General features: G+C 50.8%; 16 protein-coding genes. 9 read left to right on the forward strand and 7 right to left on the reverse strand.

From position 1 onward, the window contains the following. The first annotated feature begins 223 nt into the window (after positions 1–223). Positions 224–997 carry an HAD-IIA family hydrolase gene (locus tag LCH85_07970; protein MCA0351921.1) on the forward strand — a complete coding sequence of 258 codons (774 nt, stop codon included), beginning with the start codon at positions 224–226 and terminating at the stop codon, positions 995–997. A gap of 51 nt (positions 998–1,048) precedes the next feature. Here the strand turns inward: LCH85_07970 and panB are convergent, their stop codons facing one another. The 3 genes from panB to LCH85_07985 all read right to left on the reverse strand — a co-directional run bounded on the left by panB (position 1,049) and on the right by LCH85_07985 (position 4,014). Beyond that, positions 1,049–1,915 carry a 3-methyl-2-oxobutanoate hydroxymethyltransferase gene (gene panB, locus LCH85_07975; GenBank protein ID MCA0351922.1) on the reverse strand — a complete coding sequence of 289 codons (867 nt, stop codon included), beginning with the start codon at positions 1,913–1,915 and terminating at the stop codon, positions 1,049–1,051. Positions 1,916–2,090: 175 nt separating this feature from the next. Further along, positions 2,091–2,906 carry a DUF2520 domain-containing protein gene (locus LCH85_07980; GenBank protein ID MCA0351923.1) on the reverse strand — a complete coding sequence of 272 codons (816 nt, stop codon included), beginning with the start codon at positions 2,904–2,906 and terminating at the stop codon, positions 2,091–2,093. A 409-nt stretch (positions 2,907–3,315) separates the two neighbouring features. Then, a complete protein-coding gene (locus LCH85_07985) occupies positions 3,316–4,014 on the reverse strand; it encodes a lysoplasmalogenase (GenBank protein MCA0351924.1) in 699 nt (232 codons plus the stop codon). Positions 4,015–4,130: 116 nt separating this feature from the next. On the opposite strand from LCH85_07985, the gene LCH85_07990 reads away from it, so the two are divergent. Beyond that, entirely contained in the window at positions 4,131–4,898 is a 768-nt protein-coding gene (locus LCH85_07990) for an MBL fold metallo-hydrolase (GenBank protein ID MCA0351925.1), read from the forward strand. 69 nt (positions 4,899–4,967) lie between these two features. Beyond that, positions 4,968–5,324, forward strand: coding sequence for an antibiotic biosynthesis monooxygenase (locus tag LCH85_07995; GenBank protein MCA0351926.1), 357 nt, complete (start codon positions 4,968–4,970; stop codon positions 5,322–5,324). On the opposite strand, the gene LCH85_08000 is transcribed toward LCH85_07995, so the two are convergent. After that, positions 5,260–6,075 carry a mechanosensitive ion channel family protein gene (locus tag LCH85_08000; GenBank protein MCA0351927.1) on the reverse strand — a complete coding sequence of 272 codons (816 nt, stop codon included), beginning with the start codon at positions 6,073–6,075 and terminating at the stop codon, positions 5,260–5,262. The two genes, LCH85_07995 and LCH85_08000, sit on opposite strands and share 65 nt — an antisense overlap. A 347-nt stretch (positions 6,076–6,422) precedes the next feature. Between LCH85_08000 and LCH85_08005 the strand changes: the two genes are divergently transcribed. From LCH85_08005 to LCH85_08020, 4 genes are all read left to right on the forward strand, one after another. Continuing rightward, positions 6,423–7,196, forward strand: coding sequence for an ArsR family transcriptional regulator (locus LCH85_08005; protein MCA0351928.1), 774 nt, complete (start codon positions 6,423–6,425; stop codon positions 7,194–7,196). Beyond that, positions 7,196–8,209 carry an ArsJ-associated glyceraldehyde-3-phosphate dehydrogenase gene (locus LCH85_08010; GenBank protein ID MCA0351929.1) on the forward strand — a complete coding sequence of 338 codons (1,014 nt, stop codon included), beginning with the start codon at positions 7,196–7,198 and terminating at the stop codon, positions 8,207–8,209. The genes LCH85_08005 and LCH85_08010 overlap by 1 nt, the downstream gene beginning before the upstream one ends. A 9-nt stretch (positions 8,210–8,218) precedes the next feature. Beyond that, positions 8,219–9,454, forward strand: coding sequence for an organoarsenical effux MFS transporter ArsJ (gene arsJ, locus LCH85_08015; protein ID MCA0351930.1), 1,236 nt, complete (start codon positions 8,219–8,221; stop codon positions 9,452–9,454). A gap of 105 nt (positions 9,455–9,559) precedes the next feature. After that, positions 9,560–9,799 (forward strand): YtxH domain-containing protein, encoded by a 240-nt coding sequence (locus LCH85_08020; GenBank protein ID MCA0351931.1) that lies wholly within the window; start codon positions 9,560–9,562, stop codon positions 9,797–9,799. 248 nt (positions 9,800–10,047) lie between these two features. On the opposite strand, the gene cysK is transcribed toward LCH85_08020, so the two are convergent. Then, positions 10,048–10,977 carry a cysteine synthase A gene (gene cysK, locus LCH85_08025; protein ID MCA0351932.1) on the reverse strand — a complete coding sequence of 310 codons (930 nt, stop codon included), beginning with the start codon at positions 10,975–10,977 and terminating at the stop codon, positions 10,048–10,050. Between the two features lie 105 nt (positions 10,978–11,082). On the opposite strand from cysK, the gene LCH85_08030 reads away from it, so the two are divergent. Both LCH85_08030 and LCH85_08035 read left to right on the forward strand, forming a co-directional pair. Beyond that, entirely contained in the window at positions 11,083–12,945 is a 1,863-nt protein-coding gene (locus LCH85_08030) for a cation:proton antiporter (GenBank protein ID MCA0351933.1), read from the forward strand. After that, complete coding sequence (locus LCH85_08035; protein ID MCA0351934.1) at positions 12,942–14,021, forward strand: TrkA family potassium uptake protein; 1,080 nt, start codon at positions 12,942–12,944, stop codon at positions 14,019–14,021. The genes LCH85_08030 and LCH85_08035 overlap by 4 nt, the downstream gene beginning before the upstream one ends. On the opposite strand, the gene LCH85_08040 is transcribed toward LCH85_08035, so the two are convergent. Together LCH85_08040 and LCH85_08045 are read right to left on the reverse strand one after the other, a co-directional pair. Next, positions 14,009–15,112, reverse strand: coding sequence for a hypothetical protein (locus tag LCH85_08040; GenBank protein MCA0351935.1), 1,104 nt, complete (start codon positions 15,110–15,112; stop codon positions 14,009–14,011). The two genes, LCH85_08035 and LCH85_08040, sit on opposite strands and share 13 nt — an antisense overlap. A gap of 117 nt (positions 15,113–15,229) precedes the next feature. Next, the gene (locus tag LCH85_08045; GenBank protein MCA0351936.1) at positions 15,230–16,120 is read right to left on the reverse strand and encodes a hypothetical protein; all 891 of its coding nucleotides are present in this window, start codon (positions 16,118–16,120) and stop codon (positions 15,230–15,232) included. Positions 16,121–16,172: the final 52 nt, after the last annotated feature.

Consider the following 16,172-nt stretch of genomic DNA (forward strand, 5'->3'; position numbering starts at 1 on the left):
TGATCATTATTTTAGCCACAGATTGACACAGATGTTGATGGTTGTGGTACTGTTCCCACCGTGCATCACTCCATTTCTGCTGCCCATACTGACCCCTGAATCCTAGCCCTGCTATTTTGCCTTTTGTCTTATGCATTTTGATATTCATCCTTCATCCTTCATCCTTCATCCTTTCAGATTATAATAGGCCTATCGTCCCGCACTTTGTTTTGGGAGGCTTAAGATGAATCAATTTGATGATGTACGCGCCGTGTTATGCGATATGGATGGGGTTTTAGTTCACGGCGCACAAATTATCCCTGGCGCACCGGAGTTTTTGGGTCGGCTACGGGCTTCAGGCCGTAAATTTTTAGTTTTGACCAATAATTCAATTTATACTCCCCGCGATTTACAGGCCCGTTTGGCTCGCATCGGCCTGCCGCTCGAAATTGAAGATATTTATACTTCAGCCCTTGCTACTGCCAAATTTCTTGATTCGCAACGCCCAAATGGCACGGCTTTTGTGATTGGCGAGGCAGGCCTGACCAATGCGCTCTACGATGTTGGCTACACCATGACTGAGCACGATCCCGATTATGTGGTGATTGGCGAAACCACCTCGTATAGTTTTGAGCGCATCACCCAAGCTGTGCGTTTTGTCGCCGCTGGCTCACGTTTGATTGGCACCAATCCTGATGTTTCGGGGCCATCGGAGCGCGGAATTTTGCCCGCATGTGGGGCAGTTGTGGCGTTAATTCGCGCTGCGACCAACGCCGAAGCCTATTTTGTGGGCAAGCCCAACCCAGTAATGATGCGTACCGCTTTGCGCACCATCGACTCGCACGCTGCCGAAGCCATGATGATTGGCGACCGTATGGATACCGACATTATCGGCGGAACCGAGTCAGGCATGCGTACAGCCTTGGTGCTTTCGGGCATGATGACGCGTCTTGATGCCGAGCGCTATCCTTATCGTCCAACCGCAATTATTGAATCAGTCGCTGAATTATTCAATTAAACAACAAATGTCCGCTGGGATTAATCAGCGGACATTTGATTTAATGCTTATTTAGACAGCGACTTTGGCGCTTGCCCCAACGCTGACCGTTTGTTCGCCCAATGCTTCGGCCAAAGTATTGGCATCGATCACGCTACTATTAGCGGCAGTTGGGAAACTGCGTTCGCGGACTTCATGGGCATATTGTTTCAGCGCTTGCTCAATTGTGCTGCCCAAATCGGCATAGCGCTTGGTGTGGCGCGGCAGATGATCGCTATACAAGCCCAAAATATCGTGCCAAACTTGCACTTCGCCATCACAACCGACCCCCGCCCCAATTCCAATCGTCGGAATATGCAAGCGAGCAGTGATTGCTTTAGCCAAGGCTGCTGGAATTAACTCCAACACTATTGCGAAGGCTCCAGCCGCTTCAAGCGCCAAGGCATCGTCGAGCAACTGACGGGCATGGGCCACGGTTTTGCCCTGCACCCGCATGCCAATTTGATTGACTGATTGCGGGGTAAAACCCAAGTGACCCATCACCGGAATGCCCAAATCGACCAAGCGGCGCACGGTGGGAGCCATATTCACGCCACCTTCGAGCTTGACCGCGCCACAACCACCAATCTGCATCAATTTACCAGCATTTTGGATGGCCTGCTCAGGGCTGGTATAGCTCAAAAATGGTAAATCGCCAACAACCAGCGCTTTGCTACTGCCACGCATCACAGCTTTGGTGTGATAAACCATTTCATCGATGGTTACCGGCACAGTTGAACTATTGCCTTGAATCACCATTCCCAGCGAATCGCCGACCAAAATCAAGGGAATATCGGTGCGATCGACCAGTTGGGCGCTGGTGTAATCGTAGGCCGTAACCATCACCAAGCGTTCGCCCCGATCTTTCATCCGTTGAATATCGCTCAATTGTGTACGCATGGTAGCTCCTTTGCTTGGTTGATAATTTAAATAGAGGGCTGAAACCGCGAAGAACGCGAAGAGCGCGAAGTTAAGTTTTTAGCCACAGCTTTGCTTGATTATGCTCTTATGCTTATTCCCTGATCCCTAGCCCCTGACCACTGACCCCTACTTCCTATGCTCTATGTTCTTTGCTCTATGTTCTCAATAACGGTTGAGTCGCCTCGATGCAGGCGCGATACAAACTGGCAATATCCGGGGCATTGGCATCTAAGGCTTGGAGATGGCGCTCGACCGTGCCATAATCGCCACGAGCCAATGGGCCAGTTAATGCTTGGGGCAGGCCGACGCGAGCCAAATTTTCAACGTTATCGCGCAATAAAGGCACGAGTGCTTGTAATGCTTCTTGGCCTGACCAACCACAAAGTTGCAATAAATCGACTGCTCGGGCTGCCAGCATAATGGCATAGTTGGCCGAAAGCACCGCCGCGCTATGATAAAGCACCTTATGCTCAGCTTGAATTGGGCGAGCAATGCCACCAACTGCTTGAACTAATTCCGCCAGCACGGTATATGACTGAGTTTCAGCTTCAATTGCCCAAGTAATTGCTTGGGGCAAAGGTGTTGTGCGGCTAGCAAAGGGAGCCAATGGATGGCAACCAGCAACCTGCCAACCACGCTGCTGCAATGGTTGCAAAACGGCGCTAGTCAAGGCTCCTGAACAATGCACCACAATTCCAGCGCTATGGCCGAGTGCATCAGCCAAGGCTTGGGCGGTAGTGGCTAAATGATCATCAGGAATCGTCAGAAAGATCAATTGAGCTTGAGCAAATAATTCGTTGGGTACGAGCACGGGGCATGCAAGGCTTTGGGCTAACGCCTGAGCCGAAGCAGTTGAACGGGAGCTAACGCCGACAATCGAATAATCGGCGCGTTGTAAGGCCAAGGCCAAGGCAGTGCCAACCTTGCCTGCGCCAAAAATGCCGACTGTCGGTCGAGCGGAAAAAGCCATAAAAAAACCTCCGCAACGCCGAATCGCGTCAGCCGAGGACAACTAAGCACATCACTGTGTACTTACCATCTCGGTCGGGTGCGATCCAAGTGGTGTTTGAAACCAGAAAAACCATCGTTGCTTCCCGCCAAATTGGTCGAGAGCATGATCATTGTAGCACGTTCTGCCAAATGTCAATTAGCGAAGAAGCCACAAGCCGCAATTGTGGCTTTGTCGTTTGTATTAGAACATTGGTTTCTGATGCAGCCACCGATGGCTGTCTATCAAAAATTGTACTTTAGGGGGTGCAGGGGGATGAAAACACCCTGCGTTCCCCGCCTTGAGGCGGGGCGGAGGGGTGGTGATCAATTAAAATCCCAGCATTGTTTGCCCTCCTACCTAGTAGCTAGATCATTAAAATCCTTGTTTGCTAGAGCAACCAAGCCATGCTATAGACAATTAGGGCTTGAGCTGGGCCATAGGTAAACCAAACCACATCGCCAATCCCGTGCCAACGGGCATCATTAAACAACTGGGTTGCCAAAATTAAATCGCTGAGCAAAAATAAGGCTGCGCCAATCGCAAACGTCAACATTGGCAGTTGCTCCAAGGCTACACCAGTTGCAATGCCTGTCGTGCTCGCCAGCAACAACGCATAGGGCAAGGCCACTTGATGTAAACGACTGCGCGAGCTATCGTGCCAAACTACCACAAACCAGCCAAGCGCCCCCACGATCAGCCAAACCAACCAGCTCAGCACATTGAAGCTTTCGATGCGTAGGCCAGCCCAAATATAGGCTACATGGCCCAACCCAAAGGCACTCATGCCACCCAAGACATAATTTTTAAGCGGAAAGACTTGGGCCATACATAAATCGCCCACAAAGCCCAAGCTCATGCCCAGCGCGAGTAACAAGGCCGTCAGATTATGCTGCGCATGCAGTTGCCACCACCAACTCCAGGCTGCTACCACCAAAATTGCCGACGACCCCAAACGACCCCACAGCGTCATGCGGCGCGTGCCCTCAGCATTCGACTTGCCGAGCACAAATCCAGCAAGCAACACCAGTGCCCACGCGACCAATAACCCACCCAACCAAAGCTGCATCATTGCAGAGAGTGCGTCCATACTGGCTCCTATAGTGGCTGCAAAATGTGAGTTTTGCACCCTTGTCGGGTCTTTTATGGCCTATTATACTAATTGCTGCGCTATCTGCGTATATTGCACGACCAAAGGAGGTCCGCATGAGTAATTTGATTGTGCTTGGCTCTGGCACGGCACTTCCCGATGCTGAGCGTGAAAATAGTGGCTATGTTTGGCAAAGCGCGGCTGGCTTAGTGTTGCTCGATTGTGGCGGTAGCCCGTATCGCCGGATGCTCAAATATGGGCTTGATCCACGTCAACTCCGCGCAATCTTCATCTCGCACAATCACCCCGACCACTTGATGGGCTTGCCCAGTTTGTTGCTGCATTTGTGGCTGGCGCAACACAACAGTGAATTGCTCGTGTTTGGTAATTCGCGCACGATTGCTACAGCTGAGGCGGTTGTGCAAGCCGCCGATTTAGGCATTCATGCAATTAAGCCTCAATTTCAAACCCTCGATGATGCTGGTGGCAAGGTTGAATTACCGTTCGATCTCGGTGCGACACTCACTACAGCCCCAACCTACCATAGCCGCCCGACCCTCGCCTTGCGGATCGATCAATCAGGCCAAAGCAGTTTGGTTTATGGCGCTGATAGTGGGCCATGCACGGCACTGGTTGAATTAAGCGATCATGCGCATACCTTAATTCATGAATGTACTGTTTCAACGCCCTTCGATACCCACTCAACGCCTGAGCAAGCCGCTACCACCGCCCAAAATGCTGGGGTGCAACGCCTGATTCTGACCCACTACAGCCCGATCAATACCGCCCCCGAAGCTGAGGTGCTGGCACGAGTTGCCACAATTTTTAAGGGCGAAGTTTTGATCGCCTACGATGGTGCAGTTTTTGCATTGGATGCGGGCTAAGCATGCTAAGATAGCGTTGTGGTTACGGCCACCTCTTTTTGTGTCAATTCCCAATAAGGAGCTACGCCAATGGTTGTGCGCTTAGTTCGGTTAAAATTTGCACCCGAACATGTAGCAGAATTTCTCGCATTTTATGCTGAATGTGAGCCAACAATTCGCCATCAAGAAGGCTGTTTGGCCTTATCGCTTTTACGTGAAACTGGCGACCCAACCGCCTTTGCAACCTGGAGTACTTGGGAATCAGGCCGTGATTTGCAACGCTATCGCCGCTCGGAGTTTTTCCGTGGTTTTTGGCCACGGGTCAAATCGCTGTTGCGTGAGCCTGCCGATGCAGTTTCCTACGATGCCTTAACTGGCGATGCTATTCCCGATTTTCATCCGCAGCCAACACATGGTGCTCAGTTAACGCCGCTTGAAGTTGAGTGATCAAACGCTCACGCACTGCCGGAGCCATACTGTAACGCGCCTTAACTTTTAATGTAATCGTGGTCGTGACTGCACCAATTTCGCCATCTTCGCTGATGATTTCGGGTGTTTCAATCACATCATCACCTGGATCGCTGATAATTTGGTGTAGCACGATCATGGTTTCATCAAGTTTGGTGGTTGGCACGGTCAATTTGATGCTGGCTGGCGACCATTTGCCACGGGTAAAATTGCGAATGGTGCGAATATCGCCATTGGGCACCAGCCACAGTTCGCCCGACTCGCCGCGAATATAGGTCATGCGCAAACTAATTCGTTCAACACACCCCACCACTTGGCGATCGCCAATCTCCACTTTATCGCCCAAGGCAAATTGATCTTCAAACAGCAGCGTAATTCCGCCCAGAAAATCGCTGACATAAGGCCGCGCACTAAACCCCAAGCCCGCACTAAACAAGCCCAAAAAGGTAAATAAGGCACTTGGCTGAATAAACATGCCCATAATCAAAAACAGCGAGATCAAAATCGCCAAGCCATTGGTCAGCGACGAAACCAAGGAGCGCAAAGTTTTACGGCGGCGTTCGCTGAGGTTATGGCGGAGCAATTGGGCATTCGAAAGAAAGGCCCGTCGAATGATAATGCTAATCGCGCGGGCGGCGACTGCCACTAGCAAAAATGTCAGTGTGCCCCGCAAGATATAGTAAGAAATGCTATTGACAGGTGGTAAATATGGTTGAATCCAATCGAGCATAGAGTTCCTCTGCTAGCTGTTTTTCGCCAAACGCTGCGGCAATTCGCATGCCACAGAGTAGCATAGGAAAGGCAAAAGGCAGAAAGTAAAAGGCAAAAGGCAAAAGGCAAAAGGCAAAAGAAGGGCCAGCCAATGCTGAGGGAAGGTAGTATACACATTGGGGACGAGAAGCATAATTCGTGCAATCCGTGCAATTCGTGGCTAAAATAATAATCCTTCGCGATCTTCGCGTTCTGCGTGGTTTCAATCCTTCGTGCGCTTCGTGGATCACAATGCAAACTTGCTTTTTTATAACGCTTCAAATATACTTCAAAATAATTTGAAGCATTTTGATTTGGAGTATTGTTATGCAAAGCCTTGGGCTTGAACCACCTGCTGTGCTCAAATTGCTAGCGCACGATCTGCGTTGGCGTTTGTTACAACTTTTAGTCCATAGCGATTATCGGGTACATGAATGTGTGACGGCCTTGCAAGCGCCGATGAATGTGGTTTCCTATCATTTGCGACTACTCCGTGAAGCAGCCTTGGTGATCGAACGGCGTAGCGAAGCCGATGGTCGTGATGTCTATTACCATCTCGATTTGCCTACCTTGCAAACGGCCTATCAAGCGAGTGCTCAAGCGCTCCACCCTGATCTTGATCCATTTGCTGGTAAATCAACTAGCCAAGCCTATCAACTTAGCAAACCAGTGCGGATTTTGTATTTGTGTACCCACAACAGTGCTCGCTCGCAATTAGCCGAGGCAATTACCCGCCATCTTGGCGGCTCCATGCTCGATGTTGTGAGCGCCGGAACCCAACCTGCTGAGGTGCATCCTTTGGTTTTGGCAACCTTGGCCGAAAAAAAGATTGCCAGTGCTGGCCTGTATTCCAAGGAACTCCAGCCCTACCTTGAGCAAGATTTCGATTATGTGATTACGGTCTGCGATCGTGCGCGTGAACAATGCCCAACGCTGGCTGGACATCCCACCAGCATGCACTGGAGTTTTGCCGACCCGTTGCGTGAAACCAGCGAGCTGGCTCAAGCCGCCGCAATTGAAACCACCGCCCAGCAACTGATGACCCGTATTCGTTTTTTGCTGACCACAATCGAACGTCAACAACGCGAAGGGAGCAAATAATGGCCTTACGAATCGGTATTAATGGCTTTGGGCGCATGGGGCGGCTCGCATTACGGGCTGGTTGGAATCGCCCAGGATTTGAATGGGTACATATCAACGAACTTAAGGGCGATGCTGCAACCGCTGCCCATTTGCTGGCTTTTGATTCAGTTCATGGCCGCTGGAGCCAAGCTGTGCAGGCCGAAGCCCAAGCCCTGATCATCGATCAACAACGCCTGAGTTATAGTAATCATGCGGCAATTGAAGCAACCGATTGGGCTAGCCATGAGGTTGATCTGGTGCTGGAATGCTCAGGCAAATTTCGTAGCCCCGAACAACTAGCAGGCTATTTTGCGGCTGGAGTCAAAACTGTGATCGTTGCAGCGCCCGTAAAACAGGGTGCACTCAACATTGTGATGGGCGTTAATGATCAGCTTTATGATCCGCAGCAGCATCGTTTATTAACTGCCGCCTCGTGCACCACCAATTGTTTAGCGCCAATTGTCAAAGTTGTGCATGAACAGTTTGGCATTAAGCATGGCATGATCACCACAATTCACGACATGACCAACACCCAAAATTTGATCGATGCGCCGCACAAAGATTTACGCCGCGCCCGCGCCGCCAGCCAATCGCTGATTCCTACCAGCACAGGCTCAGCCAGCGCAATTGGCATGATCTTTCCAGAATTGGCGGGTCGTTTGGATGGCGTGGCGATTCGCGTACCTTTGTTGAATGCCTCGCTGACCGATTGTGTCTTTGAATTGACCCGACCAACCACGAGCAAAGAGGTTAATCGGGCTTTGGCTGAGGCCAGTCGTGGAGTGCTCAAAGGCATTTTGGGCTATGAAGAACGCCCCTTAGTTTCAGTTGATTACAAGGGCGATCCACGTTCGGCGATTATTGATGCAGCGCTCACGACGGTTACCAACCAAACCCAATTGAAAATTATGGCTTGGTACGATAACGAAATTGGCTATGTGAATCGAATGTTGGAGCTAGCCGCTAAGGTCGCCCAACTTCAGGCGGGCTAGGAGCCAACCATGCAGCAACAATTCAAAGAGTATGCGATTGTTACCGCCGCCTATTGGGCGTTTACCTTGACCGACGGCGCGTTGCGCATGTTGGTACTGTTTCATTTTCATCAACTTGGCTATAGTGCCTTGGCGGTGGCGGCGCTCTTTATTTTCTATGAAGTATTTGGGGTGATTACCAATTTGTTTGGTGGCTGGCTGGGCGCACGCTTTGGCCTGAATCGCACCTTACATGCTGGCTTGGTGTTACAAGTTATCGCTTTGGGCATGATGGTTGTGCCCAGTGCTTGGCTCAGCGTGCCATATGTGATGTTGGCACAAGCTGGCTCAGGTATCGCCAAAGATCTGACCAAAATGAGCGCCAAGAGCAGCATCAAAATGTTGGTGGCTCAAGATGCTCAATCAACCTTATTCAAATGGGTAGCCATTTTGACTGGCTCGAAAAATGCGCTCAAAGGCGTGGGCTTTTTCTTGGGCAGCCTATTGCTGAGCACAATTGGCTTTCGCAGTGCCTTCGCCGCGCTTGCGAGTTTGATTGCCGTGGCAGCCATTGGCACCTGGATCTTTTTGCAACACGATTTGGGGCGTAGCAAAGCCAAGCCGAAGTGGCAGCAACTCTTTGCCAAAAGCCGCGCGATCAATCTGCTTTCGGCGGCCCGCTGTTTTTTATTTGCAGCGCGGGATGTTTGGTTTGTGGTTGGCTTGCCAGTTTTTCTGAGTGAAGTGCTTGGTTGGTCGTTTTGGCAGGCTGGCGGTTATTTGGCCTTATGGGTGATTGGCTATGGCCTGATTCAAGCGCTTGCGCCACAGATAACCCGCCGCTGGCAAACCACGCCCAACGGCTGGGCGGCAACAATTTTGGCTGGCTTGTTGATGCTGATTATGGCCGCGATTGCCAGTGTTGTACAAATCAACCAACAATCGGCAGTTGTGGTTGTGGTCGGCTTAATTGGCTTTGGCTTTATTTTTGCACTGAATTCGGCGGTCCATTCCTACCTGATTTTAGCCTACACCGACCAAGCCGATGTGGCTTTGAATGTGGGGTTTTACTATATGGCCAACGCCTTGGGCCGCCTGCTTGGCACAATTCTCTCAGGGCTGCTGTATCAAAGCTATGGGTTGGCGGGCTGTTTATGGGCAGCGGCCTTACTGAGCGCAATCACAGCCGTTATCTCGTTGAGCTTGCCGCGTGTGCCAAACCAACCATCGTTGGGCGAACAGCAGGCCAAAGCTAGCTCGATCTGAGCAGAATGGAACCAAATTGCTACTTGTAAGTTGGCCTGAATCTACTACAATAGAGCTAAGCAAGCGATCGTGGTAGATACCACGTGGCATTTCGGAGGAAACCCCATGACTGATAATGAACCAGGGTTTTTCGAAAATTTGGTTGATAAAGCCAAGGATGTCGCCGAGTCGGTTGGTGAATTTATCGGCGATGCCGCTGAAAAAGCGGGCGATCTAGCCGAACAAGCTGCCGAAAAAATTAGTGATGTTGCCGAAGTCGTCGGCGATAAAGCCAGCGATGTGTATGAAGCTGCCAAAGATAAATTGGGCATCGACGGCGACGAAGCTCCTCCGCCAGCCGCCTAGTTGCACGAATTGCTAAAAATCCAACACCCTCAGCATGGTTCGGTGCTGAGGGTGTTGAATTTTTAGGGATCAGTTGTCAGGGGCTAGGGATCAGTTTGGAACTGCAAAGGATATGAGATATTGGGCTATAGGCTGTTGGCTATAGGGAAAGTATTATGGTATTTCAACGACTCTCCGATAGCCCATCGCCTAAAGCCTATAGCCTCATGCGCTCTGACCCCTGACAACTAGCCCCTGACCCCTACGGATTATTCAGCATCAAACAATGGCGTGCTCAGGTAGCGTTCGCCGTTGCTTGGCACAATAAAGACAATCGTTTTGCCAGCATTTTCGGGGCGGGCTGCTACTTGCAAGGCGGCCCATGCGGCGGCCCCTGAGCTAATTCCCACCATCAAGCCTTCTTCGTGAGCCAATTTGCGTGCCCATTCAAAAGCATGTTCGTTGGTAACTTGAATAATTTCATCGATTACGCTGGTATCAAGCACATCGGGCACAAAACCAGCGCCGATTCCTTGGATTTTGTGTGGCCCCATTTTGCCCCCAGAAAGTACTGGCGAGGCAGTTGGCTCGACCGCAATTGCCTTAAAGCCTGGCTTGCGTTCTTTGAGCACCGAGGCAACCCCGGTGATTGTGCCACCAGTGCCAACCCCAGCCACCAAAATATCGACAGCACCATCGGTATCGTTCCAAATTTCTTCGGCGGTAGTGCGCTGGTGAATTGCTGGGTTTGCTTTATTTTTGAATTGTTGGGGAATAAAACTGCCTGGATTTTCGGCGGCCAATTCTTCGGCGCGGCGAATTGCCCCGGGCATGCCTTCGGAGCCTGGCGTTAAAACTAATTCGGCTCCAAAGCCTTTGAGCAATTTGCGCCGTTCCAAGCTCATGGTTTCAGGCATGGTCAGCACAATGCGGTAGCCTTTCGCGGCAGCCACAAACGCTAGGCCAATTCCGGTATTGCCACTGGTTGGCTCGATAATCGTGGTATCGTTTGGATTGATCAGACCGGCGGCCTCCGCTGCCTCGATCATCGCCAAGCCAATCCGATCTTTGACGCTGCTGGCTGGGTTGAAGAACTCAAGCTTAGCTAATACCGTCGCCCCCGTGGTATTAACCTTGCCCAAGCGCACCAGCGGCGTGTTGCCGATAAGTTGGGTAATGTTTTCGTAAATCCGCGCCATGGTTTGGGTCCTTTTGTTAACTAAGTTAAACGACAAACCTAACAATAATAGCATACCATAGCTTAGGTTTGTGTCAATGTGGCAAGGCGCACAGAAAGGAGTTGTATGGATGCACATAGTTTGTTGTTGATGGCGGGGATGGTGATTTGTTTTGGGATCGCCACCTTCGTGCTGGCCGAACGGATTGGCATCCCATCGATTGTATTGTTGCTGTTGGTGGGAGTGCTGGTTGGCCCCGAAGTTTTTGGTTTGGTTGATCCATCGGCTTTAGGGGTTGGGCTGCGGGTGTTGATTCCGCTGTTTGTGGCGATTATTGTGTTTGAAGGTGGTTTGGTGCTCGATATCAACGATTTGCGCCGTTTATCCTACCCATTGCAAATGTTGATGAGCGTTGGAGCCTTGGTGACATGGGGCAGTGCAACCTTGGTAGCGCATTTTGTGGCCGGCTTATCATGGCCACTGGCCACCTTGTTTGGAGCATTAATGAGCGTGACTGGGCCAACCGTGATCACGCCCTTGATGCGACGTAGCAATGCCAAAGAACGCTTAAAAGTGTTGTTACAGGCTGAAGGCGTATTGGTTGATGCGGTTGGGGCAATTTTGGCGGTAGTCGTGCTCGATGTTTTGCTTACCAGCGGCACAACGATTAGTGGAGCCTTCGATTGGGCCGAACGCTTGCTGATTGGCTCGTTGATTGGCTTGGTTGGCGGCATTGGTTTGGCCTATGCATTGCGCTTTATCGGCTCGAAACTCAATGCTGAAACGACGCGTTTGAGCGCGTTGGGTGGCGCAATCGCGATCTTTATTATTGCTGAAGCGATTTCGCATGAAGCTGGCATTGCGGCAGCAGCAGTTTCGGGGATTGTGGTTGGCAATATTGATTTTCCTCACGAAGAAGAAGTTGTTCTGTTCAAGGGCGACTTAACCATGCTGGCAATTACGATTATTTTTATCTTGCTGGCAGCTCGTTTGAAATTTGCCGATTTGGCAGCGCTTGGCTGGTGGGGTGTGTTGGCGGTTGTATTGATGATTGTGGTGGTGCGGCCACTGTGTGTCTTTGCTTCGACGCTTGGCTCAACCTTAACCTGGCGCGAACGAGCCTTTATTGCTGCGGTTTGCCCACGCGGAGTTGTCGCCGCTTCGGTCGCCACTTTTGCCGCGATCTCATTGGAAGAAGCCGGATTTGCTGGGGGCAATTTGTTGATTGGCTTGGTCTTTATGACCGTGATTGGCACAGTTGTGTTGCAAAGCTTCACCACCCCATTGTTTGCCCGTTTGTTAGGAGTTGAACCGATGACCACTTTAGTTATTGGCGCGAATGATTTGGGCCAGCTGTTTGCCCGCCAACTGCATAGCCAACATCACGATGTAGTCGTGATCGATACCGATCAGCAGTTGATCGATCGGGTGCGCCACCATGGTATTAGCACAATCACTGGCGATGCGACTGATCTGCAGGTATTGCGTAAAGCTGGCGTTGAACGGGCCAAAGCGGTTGTAGCCTTGACCCCGAGTGATAAACTCAATCTGTTGGTGAGTCAAGTGGTGCGTTCGCATTTCAAGGTTGCAACAATTGTGGCTCGGGCTGAAAATGAGAGTACCAGCAGTGTTTTGCGCGATCTTGGTATTACGGTTTTGAATCCCTTACAAGCATCGGTTGATGCTTTGACCCAATTGGTTCAAGGCCCATCAGCCATGAGCATGCTCTTAAGTCATCAAGCCGACCAAAGTATTTACGAAGTTGAAGTATCCAATCCGCGGGTTGTGGGCAAGCCGTTGAAGCAGCTTAATTTGCCAAGTAATGTCCTGATTGTGGCAATTCGGCGGGCGGGCAACTTATTTGTGCCCGATGGCCAAACCCAATTGCAAGCAGCTGATCAATTAACCTTGATTGGCACAGCTAGCACAATTCAACAGGCTGATCAACAACTGCGTGAGGGAGCGAGCGAGGCAATGTATCAAGCATGAAACCAGCCAAAACCCCTAGTCGCAAAGCGCGTTGGCGAAGACTGATCGCGGCCTCGTTGCGCGATGGTTGGATTGTGTTTCGCGATTCGGGGATTTGGCTGGGCTTATGGCTCTTGTTGTGGTTGGGTTTTACCCTGGCAATTTGGGCAGGCACGCGCCCAGTTTTGGCTTTTAACCAAGCGCTGTATCAAGCATTTAGCCAAATGACGCTCAACCCCGTGCCACTACCAGAGCCATGGTGGCTGCAAGTGTTGTTTTATCTCGCGCCAGCCTTGAATATTATTTTGCTGGCGCGAGGTGCGCTCAATATGGGTATTTTGCTGTTCGATAAACGCAATCGGCGGGAGGCTTGGCAAATGGCGTTAGCATCAACCTATCGTGATCATATTATCGTCTGTGGTTTGGGCAAAATTGGCTATCGGGTGGTTGGGCAATTGCTGGCCAGCGGCTGCGATGTAGTGGTGATTGATGCTCATAACGATGGGCCGTTTCACGAATTGGTCATGGGCCAACATGTGCCAGTGATTATTGGTGATGCTCGTCAGCCAGAGTTGCTCCACGAAGCAGGCTTGCGCCATGCCACCTCGCTTACCGTAGTTACTGGCGATGATTTGACCAACCTTGATATTGCCTTGACCGCCCGTGAGTTACACCCTGATATTCATATTGTGATGCGGGTTTTTAACGATTCATTGGCCAGCAAACTTAGCTCAGCCTTTCATATTCAGACCGCATTTAGCACCTCGGCACTGGCCGCCCCAACCTTGGCCGCTGCGGCTTTGGGTCGTGGCATTACCAATGCTTTGTATGTGGCAGGCAAGTTGCTCTCGACGGTGGAAATTACGGTAGCCCGCGATGGCATTTTTGATGGACGCTTGATCCAGACGGTTGAAAATCAGCACGATATTTCGGTGCTTTATCGGCGTGGGCGCAATGGCGAAGATTTACGCCCACGCGGCGATGAACGCTTGAGCAGCGGCGATCAATTGGTGATTATCGGGCCGCTAGCAGCGATTAATCAAATTCAAACGCTGAATAAACCGAATGCAGCGCCGCATGCGCCTTATCGACTCTGAGGTTCATCGTTGGGATCTTGCCAACTTCCCAGCGAACGAGTTGGCGTGCGGCCACCAAATTCGCTCGGTGCTGAACCAAATGTGGTTGGCTGCTCGTAGCTATTGCTGGCTTGGACTGAGGTGGTTGGCGCTTGTTTTGGTGCATACGGCGAAACGCTATCGCTTGGTTGGTAGCTTTCAGGTTTAGGCTGATAGGCGGCAACCTGATCATTTGGTTGGTAGTTTTCAGGCTTGGGTTGATAGCTAGGTGTTGCTAAGGGAGTGGTTTGGCTGCCGGGTTGGTAGGTTGGGTAACCGCTGCTTGGGCCAGCAGGCACCAAATCATAAGGCTGGGTGCTGGTTTTGCGCCGACTCAAAATAAAGCCGGTGCCGACCAAGATTAACCCAACCCCAATTAAACCGCCAACGCCCCACAAAGCCCATTGCGGCACGCCAGCGCTCAACGTCCCCACAATTTCAAGCTGATAATCGCGGCTCAAAGGATAGGGGAAATCATAGGTGATGCTGGTTTGCTGCTCGTTGAGCGTGGCAATTTCGCGCTCGTTCCAACTGCTAATCGATTCGGGGAAGCGAATTGTCCAGCTGGTGGTGGGGCTAGCAACCAAGCCTGAGCCAAACAGCTCGCCTGATTCTTGGCTGCCCAACATTGAATTTTCACCATTTTTGACCGTTGCCTTGAGCAAAACTTCATTGCCATTTTGCTCGATTGCCACATCCTCAAATCGCACCAAACTATAAAGTTCGTTTAATTCGCTGCTGGTCAATTGATCTTTGAGCATCGCCAGATCGCGAAATTGCATGCGAATTAATGTGCCCCGATATTGACCATCTTCACTGGTCCAATTTTCGTTGCTGGCTTGCCATTCAGCAGGCAACAAATCGGCGATCGAGCCTAATTCGCTGAGCGCATCATCGAGCACATCGGTGCTTGAGCCACTCCCGCCCATTTCGGCAAAATCGAGAAATTGTTGCGAAAACCCTAGTCGGATTTCATAAACACCACTGGCATCGGCATTAAATTCAGTTTGTTGTTGCTGACTCACACAACCACTCAACAACACTAGCCCGAGAAGCAACAACCAATAACGCATACAGTAGCCTCCGTTGATCAAAAATCGCTCACTATCATCGTACCGCAATTTTGCTAGCTAAAACGCCAACACTCCGCCGTAAAGACGGAGTGTTGGCTCAAAAGGTTTCAAATTGAATTATTGTTTGCGGTTAGGGTCGTTGTTTGGATCGTAATAACCTTGTTGTTGATTTTGTTGGGCATTGGGGTCGTAGGTTTGACCGCCATATTGTTGATAGCCAGCGGCAACTGGAGCAGCTTTGCGGCGGCTCATCACGAAGAATCCTACGCCAGCCAAGACTACCAACAAGCCAACGCCACCAAGGATCAATGGCAAATTACTGCCGCCAGCACCGCCGCCACTCTTGGTTGAAACTGCTTTGAGGGTATAGGTGGCAGTTTTATCAACCGGAATTTTCCAAGTAACCGTGCTGCCATTGACGGTTGCAATTTCGGCTGGCTCAACGCTGCTCACTTCACCAGGCAAAGTTACTTGCCAAACGATCACGGCCTTTTTCAACGAATCGCCCATGCCAGGCATGCCAGAGCTTTCGCTCTCGGCAGCAGCAGCCAAATCGGTGGCCACTGCATTGCCTGATACGGTGAAGGTTTCGCCATCATCGGTTACTTTAAGATTCGATAGTGCTTGACCAGTTGGGCTATCGCTGCTACCTGAGTCAGTCAAAAATTGGTTCAACTGCTCGTTCAAGGTTGCAAGATTAGCAAATTTCATGTTGACCTGTACGCCTTGGAACTCAGTTTCACCAAGTTTTTCTTTCCAATCGCTGGTGGTTGCACTCCACTCAGCTGGATAACCTGAAACATCATCTTTAGTTTTTTTAAAGGGATCTTCGCCCTCGGTGCCACCCATGCTTGACATCATGGCCATTGTTTCGGCATCCATACCTACTTTAAACGTATTCGTGCCACTGCCATCACCGCTGATTGTGGTTTCGACTTGTGAGGCAACACAACCGCTCAAGGCAATTGCTAATACGCCCAACAACATCCGACTCATCCACTGTTTCATGGGCTTCGCTCCTTCAATAAACTGGCTAACGGAGGATACTGCGATTATAGAT

It is taken from the genome of Chloroflexota bacterium (assembly GCA_020161265.1).
Classification (GTDB): Bacteria; Chloroflexota; Chloroflexia; order Chloroflexales; family Herpetosiphonaceae; genus Herpetosiphon.

Coding starts and splice junctions, on each gene's coding strand:
- panB (MCA0351922.1), bottom strand. CDS start 1,915: ATGCGTACACAATTGAGCGATATTCAACGGATGAAAGATCGGGGCGAA.
- LCH85_07990 (MCA0351925.1), top strand. CDS start 4,131: ATGAGTAATTTGATTGTGCTTGGCTCTGGCACGGCACTTCCCGATGCT.
- LCH85_07970 (MCA0351921.1), top strand. CDS start 224: ATGAATCAATTTGATGATGTACGCGCCGTGTTATGCGATATGGATGGG.
- arsJ (MCA0351930.1), top strand. CDS start 8,219: ATGCAGCAACAATTCAAAGAGTATGCGATTGTTACCGCCGCCTATTGG.
- LCH85_08040 (MCA0351935.1), bottom strand. CDS start 15,112: ATGCGTTATTGGTTGTTGCTTCTCGGGCTAGTGTTGTTGAGTGGTTGT.
- LCH85_08000 (MCA0351927.1), bottom strand. CDS start 6,075: ATGCTCGATTGGATTCAACCATATTTACCACCTGTCAATAGCATTTCT.
- LCH85_08010 (MCA0351929.1), top strand. CDS start 7,196: ATGGCCTTACGAATCGGTATTAATGGCTTTGGGCGCATGGGGCGGCTC.
- LCH85_07985 (MCA0351924.1), bottom strand. CDS start 4,014: ATGGACGCACTCTCTGCAATGATGCAGCTTTGGTTGGGTGGGTTATTG.
- LCH85_07995 (MCA0351926.1), top strand. CDS start 4,968: ATGGTTGTGCGCTTAGTTCGGTTAAAATTTGCACCCGAACATGTAGCA.
- LCH85_08005 (MCA0351928.1), top strand. CDS start 6,423: ATGCAAAGCCTTGGGCTTGAACCACCTGCTGTGCTCAAATTGCTAGCG.
- LCH85_08035 (MCA0351934.1), top strand. CDS start 12,942: ATGAAACCAGCCAAAACCCCTAGTCGCAAAGCGCGTTGGCGAAGACTG.
- LCH85_08030 (MCA0351933.1), top strand. CDS start 11,083: ATGGATGCACATAGTTTGTTGTTGATGGCGGGGATGGTGATTTGTTTT.
- LCH85_08045 (MCA0351936.1), bottom strand. CDS start 16,120: ATGAAACAGTGGATGAGTCGGATGTTGTTGGGCGTATTAGCAATTGCC.
- cysK (MCA0351932.1), bottom strand. CDS start 10,977: ATGGCGCGGATTTACGAAAACATTACCCAACTTATCGGCAACACGCCG.
- LCH85_07980 (MCA0351923.1), bottom strand. CDS start 2,906: ATGGCTTTTTCCGCTCGACCGACAGTCGGCATTTTTGGCGCAGGCAAG.
- LCH85_08020 (MCA0351931.1), top strand. CDS start 9,560: ATGACTGATAATGAACCAGGGTTTTTCGAAAATTTGGTTGATAAAGCC.